This window comes from Kosakonia sp. MUSA4 (genome assembly GCF_013085925.1).
Taxonomy (GTDB): Bacteria; Pseudomonadota; Gammaproteobacteria; order Enterobacterales; family Enterobacteriaceae; genus Kosakonia; species Kosakonia sacchari_B.
In genome coordinates this window covers 1445059-1464769 of the sequence record NZ_CP025697.1, presented here as the reverse complement: position 1 = coordinate 1464769, position 19711 = coordinate 1445059, and the positions used below count along the sequence as shown (strand labels likewise).

Genomic DNA, 19711 nt, shown 5'->3' with positions numbered 1-19711 from the left:
TGATATACAGGTTTGATAAATTCGGACTGCTGAGACGCTGATTTGCTGTTTTTTCACTGTATTTTCAATGTGTACTGGCACGCGCCATTGCTCTGTACCCTGGTTCTCCCTCTCCACAGAGCTGCGAGCTAATAACAAACTGGTAACGTTGACGGGCAGTTGAAAGCAAATCCGGTAACTGGCAGTCTTAAGCAATAAGGCGCTAAGGAGACCGTAAATGACTGATATAAAAGCAAAAATCACCTACAATGGTGACGCTGCTATCGAACTGGATGTGCTAAAAGGCACGCTCGGTCAGGATGTTATTGATATCCGTAGTCTCGGTTCAAAAGGGGTTTTCACTTTTGACCCTGGTTTTACCTCTACCGCATCGTGCGAATCCAAAATCACGTTTATCGACGGTGACGAAGGTATTTTGTTACACCGCGGTTTCCCGATTGATCAACTGGCGACCGAATCCAATTACCTGGAAGTGAGCTACATCCTGCTGTACGGCGAAAAACCGACGCAGGAGCAGTTTGAAGAGTTCAGACTGACGGTCACCCGCCACACCATGATTCATGAGCAGATCACCCGCCTGTTCCACGGTTTCCGTCGCGACTCACATCCGATGGCGGTACTTTGTGGCGTGACCGGCGCGCTGGCGGCGTTCTACCACGACTCGCTGGATGTGAACAATCCGCGCCACCGCGAAATCGCGGCCTTCCGCCTGCTGTCCAAAATGCCTACTGTGGCGGCGATGTGTTACAAATACTCCATCGGTCAGCCGTTTATCTATCCGCGCAACGATCTCTCCTACGCTGGCAACTTCCTGCATATGATGTTTGCTACGCCGTGCGAACCGTATGAAGTGAATCCGGTGCTGGAACGCGCCATGGATCGTATTCTGATCCTGCATGCCGATCACGAGCAGAACGCGTCCACCTCTACCGTACGTACCGCCGGTTCTTCCGGTGCGAACCCGTTTGCCTGCATCGCGGCCGGTATCGCCTCTCTGTGGGGACCGGCGCACGGCGGCGCCAACGAAGCAGCGCTGAGAATGCTGGAAGAGATCAGCTCCGTGAAACATATTCCGGAATTCCTGCGTCGCGCCAAAGACAAGAACGATTCGTTCCGCCTGATGGGCTTCGGTCACCGTGTCTACAAGAACTATGACCCACGCGCTACTGTGATGCGTGAAACCTGCCACGAAGTGCTGCGCGAGCTGGGAACGAAAGACGATCTGCTGGAAGTGGCGATGGAGCTGGAGCACATTGCGCTCAACGACCCGTACTTTATCGAACGCAAACTCTACCCGAACGTCGACTTCTACTCCGGTATTATCCTGAAAGCGATGGGTATCCCGGCGTCCATGTTTACCGTTATCTTTGCGATGGCGCGTACCGTGGGCTGGATTGCGCACTGGAACGAAATGCACGACGACGGCATCAAGATTGCTCGTCCGCGTCAGCTTTACACCGGCTACGCCAAACGCGAATTCTCCTCCGATCTGAAAAAAGATTAAGGGTGAATCCGCCTAAAAAAACGCGCCTGTGGGCGCGTTTTTTGTTTCAGCGTTGGCAGCCAGGGCACCAGTAAAATGGCCGTGATGAGAGCGTGGTTTTTTCGATGATCCCACCGCAGCGCTCACACATCTCCCCTGCCCGATGAAAGACCCGGAAGCGAAACAGCGCGCCGTGATGCTTGTTCTCATCCACAGTACCGCGCGTCTGCCAGGACAAACGAGGAATATCCAGCAACGCCTGTGCCAGCACGTCAAGCTGGGCATCATCCAGTTCGGCGGCACTATGCTGCGGCGCCAACGCGCAGTGCCAGAGGATCTCTACGCGTAAATAGTTGCCCAGCCCGGCCAGAAACGCCTGATCGAGCAGCAAACCGGAGAAGCGACGGCGGCGAAAACGCGGCGATAACAGACGTTCTTTCACCTGCGCCGCGGTAAGCGTCATGTTCAGCACATCCGGCCCAAGCCGCTGTAAAAACGGGTGCTGCGCCAGTTGTTCTGCCGTGAGAATGGCAATGTCTGACGCGCTGTAAAGCAAGATGGCTTTATCCGTCGTCTGTAATTTAACGCGCAGCACGCGGTTGGTTTGCGGCGTTTCGCCCGCATTCACCACGCGCCAGACGCCGTAAAGCTGGTTATGGCTGTAGAGGGTCAACCCGCCGGAAAAGTGCGTCAACAGCGCCTTGCCGCGTGTTTCAATCTGCTCGATGCGCTGCCCCACCAGACCTGGGGCAAAATCGGTTAGCTGCGGCGGAGCAAACCAGACATCGGTCAGTGGTTTTCCCTGAACCGCCGCTTCAAGCATGTCCGCCGCCCGGCGGATTTCCGGTCCTTCCGGCATGTAAAACTCCTTGTGTTATCGCGCGGAAATGATCACCCCACGCTGGGTAAAAGCAGCATGCAGACGGCGGGCAAACAGTAACGCATGTTCACCGTCGCCGTGCAGGCACACCGTTTGCGCCTGCACGGGAACATACTCACCATCAATACTTTTGACACGCCCTGCCAGCACCATCTCCAGCGTTTGCGCCAGCGCCACATTGTCATCTTCAATCAACGCGCCCGGCTCGCTGCGTGGTACCAGTTGACCATCGCTGCGATAGCCGCGATCGGCAAATACTTCCTGGCGGGTGATCAGCCCCCAGCTTTTTCCGGCGCGGATCAGCTCGCTGCCCGCCAGCCCGACCAGAATCAAATCTGAATCCACATCGTGTACCGCGCCAGCGATAGCGTCGGCCAGTTGCGCATCATTTGCCGCCTGGTTGTATAACATGCCGTGGGGCTTCACATGCTGTAATTTACCGCCCTCAGCACGCACCATCGCTGCCAGTGCGCCGATTTGGTACAGCATCTGGGCATACACGGTTTCCGGCGGCAGTTGCATCGCCGTACGACCGAAGTTTTCCCGATCGGGAAACGAGGGATGTGCGCCGATAGCGACCCCGTTACGCAGCGCTTCGCGCACGCACGTCAGCATCGTCCCGGCATCGCCCGCATGAAAACCGCAGGCGATATTCGCCGACGACACCAGTTTCAACAACGCAGCATCATTGCCGCAGCCTTCGCCAAGATCGGCGTTTAAATCAATCTTCATGCGTTAACCGCCATGCCAGTTGTTCAAGGTAACGCTGTTGATCCTGGCGAGCATGCAGCGCTTCATCCAGTGAACACTGAACAAAATGCACCGGTTGCCCAAGAGGAATTTGCGCCAGATGGTACATATCGGCCTCAATAATGCAGGCAATACGCGGGTATCCGCCGGTTGTCTGCGCGTCATTCATCAGCACAATCGGCTGGCCGTTCGACGGCACCTGTATAACGCCAGGTAATAAGCCATGGGAGAGCAGCTCGCGTGAGGTCGTCCGCAACAGGGGCTGCCCCTGTAAGCGGTACCCCATGCGGTTGCTTTGCGGGCTTATCTGCCACGGCAGACGCCAGAATGCGTCCTGCGAAGCCGTGGCGAATTCGTGATATTCCGGCCCCGGCAGCGCGCGAATGCGGTTGCCCCACAGCAGTTGTTTTACGCCCTGCTGGGTACGAAACTGCCGCTTCGGTTTTACCAGAGGCAGCGTATCGCCATCACGTAACAGGCGCCCTTCCAGCCCGCCGACAGCAGCTTTCAGATCGGTACTCCCGGAACCCAGCACCTCCGGCAGCGCAAAACCGCCCGCCACCGCCAGATAGCTACGCACGCCGTGCAGCGGGCGTTTCAGCACCAGCCGCTGTCCGGCTTGTGCCGCAAAACGCCAGCCCGTCCACACGGGTTTACCGTCGAGCTTCGCTTCACAACCGGCGCCGGTCAGGGCAAACCAGCAGCGGCTTTCGAACACCACTTCGAACTGGCCGAGCGTGATCTCAAGCCCGGCCGTATCAGGCGCATTGCCCACCAGCGCATTGCCAATTTGCAGCGCAGGCGCGTCCAGCGCGCCGCAATAGCTGATTCCGGACTGGCGCAAGCCGATACGCTTTCCCCCCTGCAAGGAGGTGTAAATACCGGCGCGGATAATTTTCAACATACGCCCTCCTTGCGGGGAATGAAGCGCAGCGTGTCGCCAGGACGCAGCAGTGAAGGCTCCGCTAAACGCGGGTTAAAAAGCGCCAAATCAGTGCGTCCAATCAGGTTCCAGCCGCCGGGCGTCTCCAGCGGATAGATGCCGGTTTGTGCGCCGCCAATACCGACAGAGCCGGCCGCTACGCGAACGCGTGGTTCGGCGCGGCGCGGCGTGGCCAGCGCTTCCGGCAGGCCGCCCAGATAGGGAAAGCCAGGCTGGAAGCCAATAAACCAGACCACGTAATCAACAGAGGCATGCAGCTCCACCACCTGTTTTTCACTCATCCGACAATGTTCCGCCACCCGACCGAGATCCGGCCCGGCATCGCCGCCGTACAGCACCGGGATCTCAATGGCCCGAGATTCCGGCTCCAGCGCCTCGCTCTCTTCCCACCAGCGCTGTAAGCGTTCAATGGCATCCAGCACCAGCGTGCCCGGATCGCGCAGCACAACCGTAATGTTATTCATTCCCGGAATGACTTCCGCCACCTCCGGCACCGTGGACAGCCGCTGCGTCAGCCGCCAGATCCGCTTTTGCGTCGCCAGTTGTACAGGAGGCTCCAGCTCCAGCACCACGGCGGTTTCCCCTAATAAATAACAACGCGCTCGCTGCACTTGTTCGCTCCTCAGGCCGGGTTCGGAATATCCACAAACGTGACGTCAAGATCGGTATGGGTATTCAGCCAGTCGCTCAGGGCGCGAATGCCGCCGCGTTCAGTGGCATGGTGCCCCGCCGCGTAGAAATGCAGCCCCTGCTCGCGCGCGGAGTGAATGGTCTGCTCCGAGACCTCGCCGGTGATAAAGGCATCCACGCCAAAGCGGGCGGCTTTATCGATAAAACCCTGTCCGCCGCCGGTACACCAGGCGATACGTTTCACCACATCCGGCCCGGTATCGCCGCACCAGAGCGGCTTACGACCCAGCCGCGCTTCGATCCAGGAAGCCAGTTCCAGCCCCGGCACCGGCATCGTGAGTTCGCCCCACGGCAACAGCTCTTCGATTTCGCCCTGAAGGGTAATACCGAGCAGCGCCGCCAGTTGCGCGTTATTGCCCAGCTCCGGGTGCGCATCGAGCGGCAGATGCCAGCCATACAGGTTGATGTCGTTCGCCAGAAGCGTTTTCAGGCGGTTACGCTTCATGCCCAGAATGACCGGCGCTTCGTTTTTCCAGAAATAGCCGTGATGGACGATGACCGCGTCCGCCTGCTGACGCACCGCTTCATCCAGCAACGCCTGGCTGGCGGTCACGCCGGTGACAATTTTTTGCACCGTTTCCCGCCCTTCAACCTGGAGGCCGTTCGGGCCGTAGTCACTGAATGCCGCACTGTTCAGTTTCTCGTTAATCAGTTTTTCCAGTTCGGTATTTTTCATCAATGCTCTCTTTATACTTTACGGGCGGCTTCATACGCCGCCAGGGTGGCGGCACGCGCCTGTTTATGGTCGACAATCGGGCGAGGATAATCGAGACGTCGCCCCTGTTTATCCGCCCACGCCCAGGGCTGATGGAGATACTTTTCCGGCACCGCTTGCAGTTCAGGTAACCAGCGACGAATAAACGCGCCGCTGGCGTCAAAGCGCTCCCCTTGCGTGGTGGGGTTGAAAATGCGGAAATAAGGCGCCGCGTCGGTCCCCGTTGAGGCTGCCCACTGCCAGCCGCCATTGTTTGCCGCCAGATCGCCATCGATCAACTGAGAAATAAAATAGCGCTCTCCGCAGCGCCAGTCGATAAGTAAGTCCTTGACCAGAAAGCTGGCCGCGATCATCCGCAGCCGATTATGCATCCAGCCGGTACTGTTCAACTGGCGCATTGCGGCATCAACAATCGGAAATCCCGTGCTGCCCTTTTGCCAGGCCTCAAGCTGCTGTTGGTTTTCCTGCCACTGCACCTTATCGGTCCAGGGGATAAAGGGTTTGTGCTTGCAGAGTGCCGGATGGAATGTCATCAGATGACGGTAAAACTCACGCCAAATCAGCTCATTGAGCCATACTGCGCCGCTTCCGCCATCGAGCGCCTGCGGCTGCTCGGCCAGTAAACGATGCAGACACTGGCGCGGCGACAGTGCGCCAATCGCCAGCGCGGCGGAGAGACGGCTGGTACCTTCAATCGCCGGGAAATCACGCTGCTGCTCATACTCCGCCGCCTGCTGCTGGCAAAAATGGCGCAGCCGGGCAATCGCGCTTTTCTCATCGGCGGGGAAAAGTTGTTCATCAAACGGCTGCTGCGGATAGTTAAGTACGATCGGCTTTGCGACGGGCAGCGCCCCTTCGCGCGCACGCGGCGCGGCGACGCATTCCGGCAGTTCCTCTTTTAGCCGACGTAAAAAAGCGTTTTTAAACGGCGTAAAGACTTTATACATCTCGTGATTGCCGGTCATCACGCTGCCCGGCGCCAGCATCACGCTGTCATCAAACCCCTGGCAGGATACGTTCGGCAGCGCTTTTTCTACCGCCGCATCACGCTGACGTTCATTAAATTCATACTGATAATTATAAAAAAGATGGCTTACCTGCTCGCTGGCACAGATTTCGGCAATGGCCTGCCCGCAGGCAGCAAAATCATCCACCTCGCGGTAGAGCAGCGGAATGCCCTTCTCCGCCAGCGCCTGTTGCAGCGCATTAAGATGGGCGTTGAGCAGAGCCGCCTGGCGCGGTGCCATATGATGTTGCTGCCACTGTGCTGGCGTGGCAATGAAAAGCGCAATAACCCGGACGTTGGGATAGCGGCAGGCGGCGGCGAGCGCAAGATTATCATGTACGCGTAAATCCGCGCGAAACCAGACCAGATGGGTGGTCATATCACTCCTTATGTCCGTAGCGAAAGCGCAGCGCTGCGGATCGTTGCTTCGCTGCGCCTGGCGGCACAGTGTAAATGTAGCAAAAAGGTTACTGCAAAAAAAAACCACCGCAAGGCGGTGGCTCAGAGGATTTGCTGTGTGTAATCGATTAATAAAAGTCGCAGGCTACTTTTTCGGCCTGCTCCATCCACACCGGTTTTTCACTGGTTTTCGCCCAGACGCGATGCAGATAGCTGTAAAAACGTGCGCGATCTTTCCAGAACAACATCACCGGTAATGCCAGAACGCCCGCCAGAATGGCGAAAGCGCGACGCATCAACACAACGTGTGCCGGAAACGCTTTATATGTGTTCATAATCCTCTCCCCTTTGTCAGGCCGGCAATCACTACCGGAAAATGTTCCCGCCTTACAGAAAATCAGGGCGGCGCTGAAATCTGGTTAAAATAGTATCGCTTTATTCGTAATTTTACTACTCATCCGACCACTATTTTTCTGCCAATTTAAGATTTATTTATGCCCAGCGGTAAATTAGTTACAAAACGGTTAAATTAATACTAACCATTAGTTAATTTAAGGATTAAAGGCTCTCATTACGCTGCCTTGCAAGATGGCGCAACGCACACCTGCCCACCAGGACGATTCGAGCAAAAATTCGCCCTCCCATTTTTATATTTTTTTTACACCTACCATTCTGATTTTTTCGAGATTTTTGCAACGAATAAACTACTTTGATAGCACTTCTTAAAAGCACCCTGGAGGTGGATTGTGAGTGCAGGCGTGATAATCGGCATCGTGCTGGTTTTCCTGTTATTGGGCTACCTGGTTTATGCCCTGATTAACGCGGAGGCTTTCTGATGGCCGCTCAGGCTTTTCTTCTGGTCGCCAGCTTTTTGCTGGTGCTGTTTATTCTTGCGCGCCCGCTGGGATCGCTGCTGGCAAAACTGATTGCCGGACAGGTGCTGCCCGGCACGGCGACAATCGAAAATACTCTCTGGCGTGGACTGGGTATAGATACCCGTGAAATGAACTGGCGGCACTATCTGTTCGCCATCCTGTGGCTGAATATACTCGGTATTGTGCTGCTGTTTGCCATGCTGATGTTGCAGGGCATTTTGCCAATGAACCCGCAAAACTTGCCCGGTCTCTCCTGGCATCTGGCGCTGAACACGGCGGTCAGCTTTGTCTCGAATACCAACTGGCAATCCTATGCCGGCGAAAGCACGCTGAGCTATTTCAGCCAGATGGTCGGGCTGACAGTACAAAACTTCCTCTCTGCAGCGACGGGGATTGCGGTGGTATTCGCGCTGATCCGCGCCTTTGCGCGCCGCAGCATGGATACGCTCGGTAACGCGTGGGTGGATCTCACCCGCATTACTCTGTGGGTGCTACTGCCGATTTCACTGATCATTGCCTTGTTCTTTATTCAGCAAGGCGTCCTGCAGAACTTTTTGCCTTATCAGCCTTACACCTCGCTGGAAGGCGTTCAGCATCTGATGCCGATGGGGCCAGTCGCGTCCCAGGAAGCGATCAAAATGCTCGGCACCAACGGCGGTGGTTTCTTCAATGCCAACTCTTCGCACCCGTTTGAAAACCCGACCGCATTGACCAACATCGTACAGATGCTGGCGATCTTCCTCATCCCGGCAGCGCTTTGCTTTGCTTTTGGCGATGCCGTGGCGGATCGCCGCCAGGGACACATGCTGCTGTGGGCGATGTCGCTGATTTTCGTGGTCTGCGCCGGGGTGGTGATGTGGGCAGAGTTTCAGGGTAACCCGCACTTCCTGACGCTCGGTGGCGACAGCGCCATCAATATGGAAGGTAAAGAGAGTCGTTTTGGCATTCTGGCGAGCAGCCTGTATGCCGTGGTCACAACCGCCGCCTCATGCGGCGCGGTAAATGCCATGCACGACTCCTTTACCGCGCTGGGCGGCATGATCCCGATGTGGCTGATGCAGATTGGCGAAGTGGTGTTCGGCGGCGTGGGCTCGGGTCTCTACGGCATGCTGCTGTTCGTGCTGCTGGCGGTATTTATTGCCGGGTTGATGATTGGCCGTACGCCGGAGTTTATCGGCAAAAAAATCGATGTCCGCGAGATGAAAATGACCGCGCTGGCGATCCTCGTCACTCCGGCGCTGGTGCTGCTTGGCACCGCGCTGGCGATGATGACCGACGCCGGGCGTAGCGGCATGTTTAACCCCGGCATTCACGGCTTTAGTGAAGTGCTGTACGCCGTCTCGTCGGCAGCCAACAACAACGGCAGCGCCTTTGGCGGATTAAGCGCCAACACCCCGTTCTGGAACTGTCTGCTGGCGTTCTGCATGTTCTTCGGCCGTTTCGGTGTGATTATTCCGGTGATGGCGATTGCTGGTTCACTGGTCGGCAAGAAAATACAGCCCGCCAGCACTGGCACCCTGCCCACGCACGGCGCGCTGTTTATCGGCCTGCTGATCGGCACAGTACTGCTGGTTGGCGCATTGACCTTTGTTCCTGCCCTGGCGCTCGGCCCGGTGGCGGAATACCTCTTATTTTGAGACTGGCGGAGACGCGTTTTATGAGTCGCAAACAACTGGCCCTGTTCGAACCGCACCTTGTTCGTCAGGCGCTGATGGATTCGGTGACCAAGTTAAGCCCGCAGGTACAGTGGCGTAACCCGGTGATGTTTATTGTCTGGATTGGCAGCCTGTTGACCACCGTTCTGACCGTGGCAATGGCAACAGGCCATCTTGATGGCAGCGCGTGGTTTACCGGCACGGTCAGCCTGTGGTTGTGGATTACGGTATTGTTCGCCAACTTTGCAGAGGCGCTGGCGGAAGGCCGCAGCAAAGCGCAGGCCAATAGCCTGAAAGGGGTGAAAAAAACCGCTTTCGCCCGCAAATTACGCGCCCCGCAGCATGATGCGCAAATCGACCATATTCCGGCAGCAGACCTGCGTAAAGGCGATGTGGTGCTGGTTGAGGCCGGAGACATTATTCCGTGCGATGGTGAAGTAATTGAAGGCGGCGCGTCGGTAGATGAGAGCGCGATCACCGGTGAATCGGCACCGGTGATCCGTGAGTCCGGCGGCGATTTCGCTTCAGTCACTGGCGGGACACGTATTCTTTCTGACTGGCTGGTGATCCAGTGCAGCGTTAACCCCGGCGAAACGTTCCTCGACCGCATGATTGCGATGGTGGAAGGCGCGCAACGGCGTAAAACACCGAACGAGATCGCACTGACCATTCTGCTGGTTGCCCTGACCCTTGTCTTCCTGCTGGCAACCGCCACTTTGTGGCCATTCTCGGTATACGGTGGCCAGGCAGTCAGCGTGACGGTGTTGGTAGCCCTGCTGGTGTGCCTGATCCCAACGACTATCGGCGGGCTGCTGTCTGCGATTGGCGTTGCCGGGATGAGCCGCATGCTGGGTGCGAATGTGATTGCCACCAGCGGTCGTGCGGTGGAAGCAGCAGGTGATATCGATGTGCTGTTGCTGGATAAAACCGGCACCATCACCTTAGGTAACCGCCAGGCATCCGATTTCCTGCCCGCGCAGGGTGTGGATGAAAAAACGCTGGCCGATGCCGCGCAACTCTCTTCGCTGGCGGATGAAACGCCGGAAGGCCGCAGTATTGTGATACTGGCTAAACGCCGCTTTAATCTGCGCAAGCGCGATATGCAGAGCCTGCAAGCCACCTTCGTGCCTTTCACTGCGCAAACCCGCATGAGCGGTATCAACGTGCAGGACCGGATGATCCGTAAAGGTTCGGTGGATGCTATCCGCCGTCATATCGCCGCCAATGGCGGTCAATTTCCGGCTGATGTGGAAACGCTGGTCGAACGCGTCGCCCGCCAGGGCGCCACGCCGCTGGTCGTTGCCGAAGGGGCGAAAGTGCTGGGCATTATCGCGCTGAAAGATATCGTCAAAGGCGGGATTAAAGAGCGTTTTGCCCAACTGCGTAAAATGGGCATTAAAACGGTCATGATCACCGGGGATAACCGCTTAACCGCTGCAGCGATTGCCGCTGAAGCCGGTGTCGATGATTTCCTTGCGGAAGCGACGCCGGAAGCGAAACTGGCGTTGATTCGCCAGTATCAGGCGGAAGGTCGTCTGGTGGCGATGACCGGCGATGGCACGAACGATGCGCCAGCGCTGGCTCAGGCGGACGTTGCGGTAGCGATGAACTCCGGCACCCAGGCCGCCAAAGAAGCGGGCAACATGGTGGATCTCGACTCGAACCCCACCAAATTGATTGAAGTGGTGCATATCGGTAAACAGATGCTGATGACTCGCGGTTCGCTGACCACCTTTAGTATCGCCAACGATGTGGCGAAATACTTCGCCATCATTCCGGCGGCGTTTGCAGCAACCTATCCGCAACTGAATACGCTGAACGTAATGCATCTGCACTCCCCGGCGTCGGCAATTTTAAGCGCGGTGATCTTTAACGCGCTGGTGATTGTGTTTCTTATCCCGCTGGCGCTGAAAGGGGTGAGCTACAAGCCGCTTACCGCTTCCGCCATGCTGCGCCGCAACCTGTGGATCTACGGGCTGGGCGGGCTGGTGGTGCCGTTTATCGGTATCAAGGTGATCGACCTGATTTTGACCCTGTTTGGCCTGGTGTAAGAGGTATAAAAAAATGACTTTATTCCGTCCCGCATTTCTGCTTTTGATACTCTTCACCCTGATTACCGGCGGGATCTACCCGCTGGTGACCACCGCGCTCGGGCAGTGGTGGTTTAACGCGCAGGCGAACGGTTCGCTGATCCGTGAGGGCGATACCGTGCGCGGTTCGCGCTTGCTGGGTCAGGACTTTACCGCACCGGTTTATTTTCACGGCCGCCCTTCTGCCACTGCCGATGCGCCTTATAATCCAATGGCGTCCGGCGGTAGCAACCTGGCAGGCAGTAACCCGGAGCTGGATAAAGAAGTGGCGGCGCGCGTGGCGCAACTGCGCGCCGAGAATCCACAAGCGGATACGCATGTTCCGGTGGAGTTGATTACCGCCTCGGCGAGCGGCCTTGATGGTCAGCTCTCTCCGGCAGCCACCGCCTGGCAGATCCCGCGCGTGGCGCAAGCCCGTCACTTACCCGTGACAGAAGTGGAAAAAGTGGTGGCCGAACATACCACCACGCCGCTGGTCAACTTTATCGGCCAGCCGGTGGTCAATATTGTGGAACTCAATCTGGCGCTGGATGCGCTCAAGGATAAATAAAGCATGACTGACGAGCCCTTGCGCCCCAATCCCGACCGCTTGCTGGAGCACGCTGCCACAGCGCACCGGGGAAAGTTGAAAGTCTTTTTCGGCGCCTGCGCCGGTGTGGGCAAAACGTTCGCTATGCTGCAAGAAGCGCAGCGTCTGCGGGCGCAAGGGCTTGATATTCTCGTTGGCGTGGTGGAGACCCACGGGCGCAAAGAGACCGCCGCGCTGCTGGAAGGGCTGGCAGTCCTGCCGCCACACCGTATCGCCCATCGCGGGCGACTGATTCAGGAGTTTTCGCTGGACGACGCCCTTGCGCGCCGTCCAGCGCTCATTTTAATGGACGAACTGGCGCACAGTAACGCGCCCGGCTCGCGCCATCCGAAACGCTGGCAGGATGTAGAAGAGCTGCTGGAAGCGGGTATCAATGTCTTTACAACCGTCAACGTCCAGCATCTGGAAAGCCTCAACGATGTGGTCAGCGGCGTGACCGGTATCCAGGTACGTGAAACCGTGCCGGATCCTTTTTTCGACAACGCAGATGAGGTCGTACTGGTGGATTTGCCGCCGGACGATCTCCGCCAGCGCCTGCACGAAGGCAAAGTCTATATCGGCGGCCAGGCCGAGCGCGCCATCGAACACTTCTTCCGTAAAGGCAATCTGATTGCCCTGCGCGAACTGGCGCTGCGCCGCACCGCCGACCGCGTGGACGATCAGATGCGCGCCTGGCGCGATCGCCAGGGTGAAGAGAAAGTCTGGCATACGCGTGATGCCATTCTGCTCTGCGTCGGGCATGGCGCGGGCAATGAGAAGTTGATCCGCACAGCGGCGCGGCTGGCGGCCAAACTGGGCAGCGTCTGGCATGCGGTGTATGTCGAAACGCCGTCGCTACATAAATTGCCGGAACCGCAACGGCGGGCGATTTTAAGCGCCCTGCACCTTGCGCAGGAACTGGGGGCCGAAACGGCAACGCTTTCCGATCCGGCGGAAGATAAGGCGATTCTGCGTTACGCCCGTGAGCATAACCTCGGCAAAATTATTATTGGCCGACGCAATAAGCACCGCTGGTGGAACCCGGAATCGTTTGCCGATAAGCTGGCGCGCCGCGCGCCAGATCTCGACCTGGTGATCATCGCGCTGGACGACGCTCCGGTTACCTTGCCCTCTCGCGCCGGAGATACACGCCCGTTTATTGAGCGCTGGCGGGTACAGCTAAAAGGTTGTGCCGTCGCCCTCGCCCTTTGCGCGGCAATCACCCTGATCGCCGCGCATTGGCTAACGGCTTTCGATGCCGCCAACCTGGTGATGATCTACCTGCTCGGCGTGGTGCTGATAGCGCTGTTTTATGGGCGTTGGCCATCCGCGTTCGCCACGGTGATTAACGTCCTCAGTTTCGATCTCTTTTTTATCGCTCCGCGCGGCACGCTGGCCGTTTCCGATGTGCAATATCTGCTGACCTTTGGCGTGATGCTGACAGTCGGTTTGGTGATTGGCAATCTCACTGCCGGGGTGCGTTATCAGGCGCGCGTGGCTCGTTATCGCGAGCAGCGCACCCGCCATCTTTATGAGATGTCGAAAGCGCTGGCGGTCGGGCGTAATAACAAGGATATCGCCGTCACCAGCGAAAGGTTTATCCAGTCTACCTTTGATGCCCGCAGCAAATTGTTACTGCCGGGCAGCCACGGGCAGTTGAAAGCGGTGACGCAACCCCACGGAATGACGCCCTGGGATGATGCGATTGCCCGCTGGAGTTTTGATAAAGGCCAGCCAGCCGGAGCGGGAACCGACACCCTGCCCGGCGTGCCATATCAAATTTTGCCGCTTAAAAGTGACCAAAAAACCCATGGGTTATTGATTGTGGAACCGGCCAACTTGCGCCAGTTGATGATCCCGGAACAGCAACGCCTGCTGGAAACCTTCACCCTGCTGGTTGCCAGTGCGCTTGAACGCCAGGCATTAGCCACCAGCGAAGAACAGGCTCGCCTCGCCAGCGAGCGGGAAAGTATTCGTAACTCTTTGCTGGCTGCGCTCTCCCACGATCTGCGCACGCCGCTGACCGTGCTGTTTGGCCAGGCGGAGATCCTGACGCTCGATCTGGCAAGTGAAGGCTCCTCGCATGCGCCGCAGGCTAACGAGATCCGTCAGCATGTGCTGAATACCACGCGGCTGGTGAATAATCTGCTGGATATGGCGCGTATTCAGTCCGGCGGTTTTAATCTTAAAAAAGAGTGGCTAACGCTGGAAGAGGTAGTTGGCAGCGCGCTCAGAACGCTGGAACCTGGGCTTGGCGGCCGCCATATTAACCTCGCCCTACCCAACCCATTAATGCTGGTACATGTTGATGGCCCATTATTTGAACGGGTGCTGATCAATCTGCTGGAAAATGCGGTGAAATACGCAGGACCGCGGGCGGAGATCGGCATTACCGCCCATGATACGCCGCAACAGTTGATGCTGGATGTGTGGGATAACGGGCCAGGTATTCCGGCAGGACAAGAGCAGGCCATTTTTGATAAGTTCGCGCGAGGAACCAAGGAATCAGCGATTCCTGGCGTCGGTCTTGGGCTGGCGATTTGCCAGGCGATTGTTGAGGTTCATGGCGGCACCATCAGTGCCCGCAATCGCCCGCAAGGGGGGGCGCTGTTTTGTGTTACACTTCCACGTGAGACACCGCCGCAACTGGATGAATTATCTGAGGATCTGTGATCAACGTTCTGATTGTCGAAGATGAGCAAGCTATTCGCCGATTTCTGCGTACCGCGCTGGAAGCTGAGGGGCTGCGCGTCCATGAAGCGGAGACTTTACAGCGCGGCCTGATTGAAGCCGCTACCCGCAAACCCGATCTGGTGATCCTCGATTTGGGGCTGCCGGATGGCGACGGTCTGGACTTTATCCGCGATTTGCGCCAGTGGAGCCAGATGCCAGTGATTGTCCTTTCGGCGCGTGCAGAAGAGAGCGACAAAATTGCGGCTCTTGATGCCGGCGCCGACGATTACCTCAGCAAACCGTTTGGTATTGGCGAGTTGCAGGCCCGCCTGCGCGTTGCCCTGCGCCGTCATGCGGCCACAACCCCCGGCGAACCGGTGGTGACCTTTGCCGATATTCGTGTCGATCTGGCTAACCGCCGCATCCAGCGCGGTGAGGAAGAGATCCATCTGACGCCCATTGAATTTCGTCTGCTGGCCGTGCTGCTGAACAATCACGGCAAAGTGTTAACCCAGCGACAACTGCTAAGCCAGGTCTGGGGGCCGAATGCCATCGAGCATAGCCACTACCTGCGCATCTATATGGGCCATCTGCGCCAGAAACTTGAAGCCGATCCTGCCCGCCCTCGCCATTTACTTACTGAAACAGGGATTGGCTACCGGTTTATGCTTTGAAGGCGTATCCTGCTGTTTTTTGGGAGGGTAAGATGAGCGCCTGGCTAATTTATGCATTGTTATCGGCGGTCACCGCTGCGCTGGTGGCTATTTTCGGCAAGATCGGTTTGCAACATCTCGACGCCAATACCGCCACGGCGATCCGTGCGGTGGTAATGGCCGTATTTCTGGTCGGTGTGGTCGTGGTGCAGGGCAAATTGTCGCTGGTCTCTACCGTGCTGGCCGATAAAAAAGCGCTGCTGTTTGTGGTGTTGAGCGGCGTCGCGGGCGCGCTGTCGTGGCTGTTCTATTTTATGGCCATCAAAAGCGGCAACGTGTCGCGGGTTGCTCCTATCGATAAGCTGAGCGTGGTGTTTGCCGTGATCCTGGCCGTGATCCTGTTTGGCGAGAAAGTCTCGCTGGTGGCGGCAGCGGGCGTGGCGTTAATTACTGCCGGTGCGCTGATGGTGGCGCTGGGGTGAGTTTGCGCCCAATCGCCGGATGGCGGCGATGCCTTATCCGGCCTACACGCTTCTGGCAGGCCGAATAAGATAAGTACGGTCCAAAAATTAAGGCTCCCAAAGGAGCCTTTTTATTACGCGTTTTTCAGCACTTCGCTGACAATCTCTACGGCTTCTTTTTCGATCAGTTTACGGTGTTCATCACCGAGGAAACTTTCGCAGTAGATTTTGTAGGCGTCTTCAGTACCTGACGGACGCGCGGCGAACCAGCCGTTGTCGGTCATCACTTTCAGGCCGCCAATCGATGCGCCATTGCCCGGAGCGGCAGTCAGACGCGCGGTGATAGGGTCGCCTGCCAGCGTGCTGGCGCTTACCATTTCCGGAGAGAGTTTGGACAGCGCGGCTTTCTGCGCGGAGGAGGCAGAAGCCTGCAAACGGTTGTAGCTCGGCGCGCCGAAGCGTGCCGCCAGCTCATCGTAATGCTGCTGCGGGTTTTTCCCGGTCACGGCAGTAATCTCAGCCGCCAGCAGACACATGATGATGCCGTCTTTATCCGTTGACCACGGCGTACCGTCGAAACGCAGGAAGGACGCGCCCGCGCTCTCTTCGCCGCCAAAGCCGAAGCTGCCGTCATGCAGACCATCAACAAACCATTTGAAACCCACCGGCACTTCCACCAGCTTACGGACAAGGTCGTTCACCACGCGATCGATCATCGCTGAAGAGACCAGCGTTTTACCGACAGCGACATCTTTGCCCCACTGCGGACGGTGCTGGAACAGGTAGTTGATAGCAACCGCCAGGTAGTGGTTCGGGTTCATCAGCCCGGCCGGGGTAACGATGCCGTGACGGTCGTAGTCCGGATCGTTAGCAAACGCCAGATCGAACTTGTCGCGCAGCGCCAACAGACCCGCCATCGCACATTCGGAGGAGCAATCCATACGGATCGCGCCGTCTTTATCCAGGTGCATAAAGCGGAAGGTCTGATCGACCTGATCGTTAACAATGCTCAGATCCAGCTTGTAGTACTCCGCGATGCGCTTCCAGTATTCAATACCGGAGCCGCCCAGCGGATCGACGCCCAGTTTCAGGCCCGCTTTCTGGATTGCCGCCATATCGACGATGTCCGCCAGCCCTTCAATAAAGGGCTGCACCAGATCTTTTTCTGTTACATGACCGGAGGCCAGCGCTGCATCCAGCGTAAGGCGTTTCACGCCTTTCAGGCCATCTGCCAACAGCGCATTAGCGCGGTCTTCCACCACTTTGGTAACGTTGGTATCCGCCGGGCCGCCGTTAGGCGGGTTGTACTTGATCCCGCCATCTTCTGGCGGGTTATGCGACGGGGTGATAACGATACCGTCCGCCTGCGCGCCGCCGTTTTTGTTGTGTACCAGAATGGCGTTTGAGATGGCAGGCGTCGGCGTGAAGCCGTTATTTTCCTGCACGATCACATCCACACCGTTTGCTGTCAGCACTTCCAGCACGGAAATAAACGCCGGTTCAGACAGCGCGTGAGTATCTTTACCCACATAGCACGGCCCGGTAATCCCGTTTTTTGCACGCTCTTCGGCAATCGCCTGAGCGATGGCCAGAATGTGCGGCTCGTTGAAGCTGTGGCGATGGGCACTGCCACGGTGGCCGGAAGTGCCAAATTTCACCGCATGTTCTGAATTACCGACTTCAGGTTTCAACACATAGTACTGCGCAGTAAGCTGGGCGACGTTAATCAAGTCGCCCTGTTGTGCAGGTTGACCCGCACGCGGGTGGTTAGCCATTGCCTGGTCCTTTCAATGCAAGGATTAAATTGTGCCGCAAACTTTTTCAATCAATTCCGCCGGGAACTGCATTGACTGCATGATGTGCTCAATCATGCTGCATTTACGGCCCGTATTGGTGTTGGTGATGACCCAGTAAGGGGTGTTCGGCACCTGCTTCGGTTTGGTCTGGTTGCCGTTCTGCAACAGGGTTTGCTCATTGACGGCAAAGTATACTCTTGTGCGCCCGTGCAGTGATTCAGTGGATTCCGTAAAGCCTTTGTCGTCGAGTGAATAGAGGGTAGACAGCACCATCAGGAAACGATTGACGGCCTTTTTCTGCTCGGCATATTCATCAGAGAGGAGCAGCTCACGCACAGCGCGGACTTTATCTTTTGCGGTATTAGCCGGTTTGATGCCTTCGACAGCAACAGCGGTACGCGGCTCTTTTACCGGTGCAAGAGAAGCGGCTGGCTGTGCCGGTGATACGGCGGAAAATTTCAACATACGCCGTAAAATGTCGGATGCGCTCTCGCCGATATGCTTAGTGTGGCTGGCAATATAACTGTAGAGCTCATCATCAACTTCGATCGTTTTCATCTTAATCCAGTGCTATATCTAATCTGAATACAAGTGTTGGGATTATAAAGTGAAATCTCAACAGCGGATAGCGTCAAACCAGGATGGCGGCAAAAGTAAGAGTAATTCTTAACCTTGCAGCCGGGCGGCAGAATGTTCACCATAATAACCTAACCTGCCAGAGTGAAAAAAAGAACTTTCCTATGAAATTGAACACGCGAGCGCAATCTGCACAACATCCGCACAACAATTCTCCGGTCGTCCTTGTCCACGGACTGTTTGGTAGCCTTGATAACCTCGGCGTACTGGCCCGCGAACTGGTGCAGGAGTACGACGTGGTGCAGGTTGATATGCGCAACCACGGTCTTTCTCCCCGTTCCGACGAGATGAACTACCCGGCAATGGCGCAGGATCTGCTGGATACGCTGGATGACCATCACATCGACAAAGCTATCTTTATTGGTCACTCAATGGGCGGCAAAGCCGTGATGGCGCTGTCGGCGCTGGCACCGGAACGCGTAGAAAAGCTGGTGGCGATTGATATTGCACCGGTCGATTACCACGTTCGCCGTCATGACGAGATATTTGCCGCGATCAATGCGGTCACTGACGCGCAGGTCACTACGCGCCAGCAAGCGGCTTCGCTAATGCGCGAGCATGTAAAAGAAGAAGGCGTGATCCAGTTTCTGCTGAAGTCGTTTGTTGACGGTGTATGGCGTTTCAATGTGCCGGTGTTGTGGGTGCAATATCCGCATATTGTCGGCTGGGAAACCATTCCCGCATGGCCTCATCCGGCACTGTTTGTCTGCGGCGGCAACTCCCCTTACGTTACGGAGCAGTACCGGAGCGCTTTGCTTGAACAGTTCCCGCAGGCGCGCGCGCATGTGATTGCTGGTGCCGGTCACTGGGTGCATGCGGAAAAACCTGAAGCGGTGATGCGGGCAATTAATCGTTATCTCGCTGAAAAGTCAAACTGATTAAAAAGGCGGCGACCAGTCGCCAGAACGCGTCCGCCCGTTGGCGCGCCCGTTATGCTGATGTATGATGGCGCGCTATTCAGCCCGGGCGGCAGCCCGATTGCTTGTCTTTCCCGTAGTATGCTTAAACATGGCTAAAGAACAAACGGACCGTACAACCCTGGATCTGTTCGCGAATGAGCGTCGCCCGGGACGGCCGAAGACGAATCCGCTCTCGCGTGATGAACAGTTACGCATCAACAAACGCAATCAATTAAAACGCGATAAAGTTCGTGGGCTTAAACGCGTCGAGCTAAAACTGAACGTGGAAGCCGTTGATGCGTTAAACGAACTTGCCGATGCGCGTGACATGAGCCGCAGCGAACTTATCGAAGAGATGCTGCTGGCACAGCTGAGCGCATTGCGCGGAAAGTAATTACTCCGAATCACCTCTCTTATTTTCACGTTTTCATGTGTCATACAGTGCACTCCGCGGCGATAGCTGTTTTCGCGCGCTTCTCTGTTCTGCTATGATTGCCCTTATCTGTGGGCAAAGCGCCACCATCATATTCATTAGGTTT

The 19711-nt window shown here is 56.8% G+C and carries 19 protein-coding genes; 10 read left to right on the top strand and 9 right to left on the bottom strand.

The features are described 5' to 3' along the window. Positions 1-217: 217 nt before the first annotated feature. Entirely contained in the window at positions 218-1504 is a 1287-nt protein-coding gene (locus C0557_RS06975) for a citrate synthase (RefSeq protein WP_208657965.1), read from the top strand. A gap of 46 nt (positions 1505-1550) precedes the next feature. Here the strand turns inward: C0557_RS06975 and nei are convergent, their stop codons facing one another. The 7 genes from nei to C0557_RS06940 form a co-directional block, all read right to left on the bottom strand. After that, positions 1551-2342 (bottom strand): endonuclease VIII, encoded by a 792-nt coding sequence (gene nei, locus C0557_RS06970; RefSeq protein WP_208657964.1) that lies wholly within the window; start codon positions 2340-2342, stop codon positions 1551-1553. 15 nt (positions 2343-2357) lie between these two features. Then, complete coding sequence (gene pxpA / locus C0557_RS06965; RefSeq protein WP_208657963.1) at positions 2358-3095, bottom strand: 5-oxoprolinase subunit PxpA; 738 nt, start codon at positions 3093-3095, stop codon at positions 2358-2360. Beyond that, a complete protein-coding gene (gene pxpC / locus C0557_RS06960) occupies positions 3085-4017 on the bottom strand; it encodes a 5-oxoprolinase subunit PxpC (protein ID WP_208657962.1) in 933 nt (310 codons plus the stop codon). The genes pxpA and pxpC overlap by 11 nt, the downstream gene beginning before the upstream one ends. Next, positions 4011-4667, bottom strand: coding sequence for a 5-oxoprolinase subunit PxpB (gene pxpB, locus C0557_RS06955; RefSeq protein WP_074775273.1), 657 nt, complete (start codon positions 4665-4667; stop codon positions 4011-4013). The genes pxpC and pxpB overlap by 7 nt, the downstream gene beginning before the upstream one ends. Positions 4668-4678: 11 nt before the next feature. Further along, positions 4679-5422 carry a type 2 GTP cyclohydrolase I gene (locus C0557_RS06950; protein WP_208657961.1) on the bottom strand — a complete coding sequence of 248 codons (744 nt, stop codon included), beginning with the start codon at positions 5420-5422 and terminating at the stop codon, positions 4679-4681. A gap of 11 nt (positions 5423-5433) precedes the next feature. Beyond that, the gene (gene phrB, locus C0557_RS06945; RefSeq protein WP_208657960.1) at positions 5434-6846 is read right to left on the bottom strand and encodes a deoxyribodipyrimidine photo-lyase; all 1413 of its coding nucleotides are present in this window, start codon (positions 6844-6846) and stop codon (positions 5434-5436) included. A gap of 148 nt (positions 6847-6994) precedes the next feature. Next, complete coding sequence (locus C0557_RS06940) at positions 6995-7201, bottom strand: YbfA family protein (protein WP_043954250.1); 207 nt, start codon at positions 7199-7201, stop codon at positions 6995-6997. A gap of 411 nt (positions 7202-7612) precedes the next feature. Here C0557_RS06940 and kdpF point away from each other — a divergent pair, with 411 nt between their 5' ends. Genes kdpF through C0557_RS06905 form a run of 7 tightly spaced genes read left to right on the top strand, consistent with a single transcriptional unit; the run spans position 7613 to position 15862 of the window. Beyond that, the gene (gene kdpF, locus C0557_RS06935; protein ID WP_035885978.1) at positions 7613-7702 is read left to right on the top strand and encodes a K(+)-transporting ATPase subunit F; all 90 of its coding nucleotides are present in this window, start codon (positions 7613-7615) and stop codon (positions 7700-7702) included. Then, positions 7702-9378, top strand: a complete 1677-nt coding sequence (kdpA, locus tag C0557_RS06930; protein ID WP_208657959.1) for a potassium-transporting ATPase subunit KdpA — start codon at positions 7702-7704, stop codon at positions 9376-9378. The genes kdpF and kdpA overlap by 1 nt, the downstream gene beginning before the upstream one ends. Before the next feature lie 20 nt (positions 9379-9398). Further along, positions 9399-11447 (top strand): potassium-transporting ATPase subunit KdpB, encoded by a 2049-nt coding sequence (kdpB, locus tag C0557_RS06925; RefSeq protein WP_208657958.1) that lies wholly within the window; start codon positions 9399-9401, stop codon positions 11445-11447. 13 nt (positions 11448-11460) lie between these two features. Then, positions 11461-12036 (top strand): potassium-transporting ATPase subunit KdpC, encoded by a 576-nt coding sequence (gene kdpC / locus C0557_RS06920; protein WP_208657957.1) that lies wholly within the window; start codon positions 11461-11463, stop codon positions 12034-12036. A gap of 3 nt (positions 12037-12039) precedes the next feature. Further along, positions 12040-14727, top strand: coding sequence for a two-component system sensor histidine kinase KdpD (gene kdpD / locus C0557_RS06915; RefSeq protein ID WP_208657956.1), 2688 nt, complete (start codon positions 12040-12042; stop codon positions 14725-14727). Then, positions 14724-15401 (top strand): two-component system response regulator KdpE, encoded by a 678-nt coding sequence (kdpE, locus tag C0557_RS06910; RefSeq protein ID WP_043954257.1) that lies wholly within the window; start codon positions 14724-14726, stop codon positions 15399-15401. The genes kdpD and kdpE overlap by 4 nt, the downstream gene beginning before the upstream one ends. Before the next feature lie 32 nt (positions 15402-15433). Further along, positions 15434-15862: an EamA family transporter gene (locus tag C0557_RS06905; RefSeq protein WP_074775814.1), complete on the top strand. Its 429-nt coding sequence runs from the start codon at positions 15434-15436 to the stop codon at positions 15860-15862. Positions 15863-15975: 113 nt separating this feature from the next. Here the strand turns inward: C0557_RS06905 and pgm are convergent, their stop codons facing one another. Together pgm and seqA are read right to left on the bottom strand one after the other, a co-directional pair. After that, entirely contained in the window at positions 15976-17616 is a 1641-nt protein-coding gene (gene pgm, locus C0557_RS06900; protein WP_208657955.1) for a phosphoglucomutase (alpha-D-glucose-1,6-bisphosphate-dependent), read from the bottom strand. A 24-nt stretch (positions 17617-17640) separates the two neighbouring features. Next, a complete protein-coding gene (gene seqA, locus C0557_RS06895) occupies positions 17641-18195 on the bottom strand; it encodes a replication initiation negative regulator SeqA (protein ID WP_074775257.1) in 555 nt (184 codons plus the stop codon). 182 nt (positions 18196-18377) lie between these two features. Here seqA and ybfF point away from each other — a divergent pair, with 182 nt between their 5' ends. Both ybfF and ybfE read left to right on the top strand, forming a co-directional pair. Then, a complete protein-coding gene (gene ybfF, locus C0557_RS06890) occupies positions 18378-19151 on the top strand; it encodes an esterase (protein ID WP_208657954.1) in 774 nt (257 codons plus the stop codon). 130 nt (positions 19152-19281) lie between these two features. Continuing rightward, complete coding sequence (gene ybfE, locus C0557_RS06885) at positions 19282-19566, top strand: LexA regulated protein (RefSeq protein WP_007373883.1); 285 nt, start codon at positions 19282-19284, stop codon at positions 19564-19566. The last annotated feature ends 145 nt before the right edge of the window (positions 19567-19711 follow it).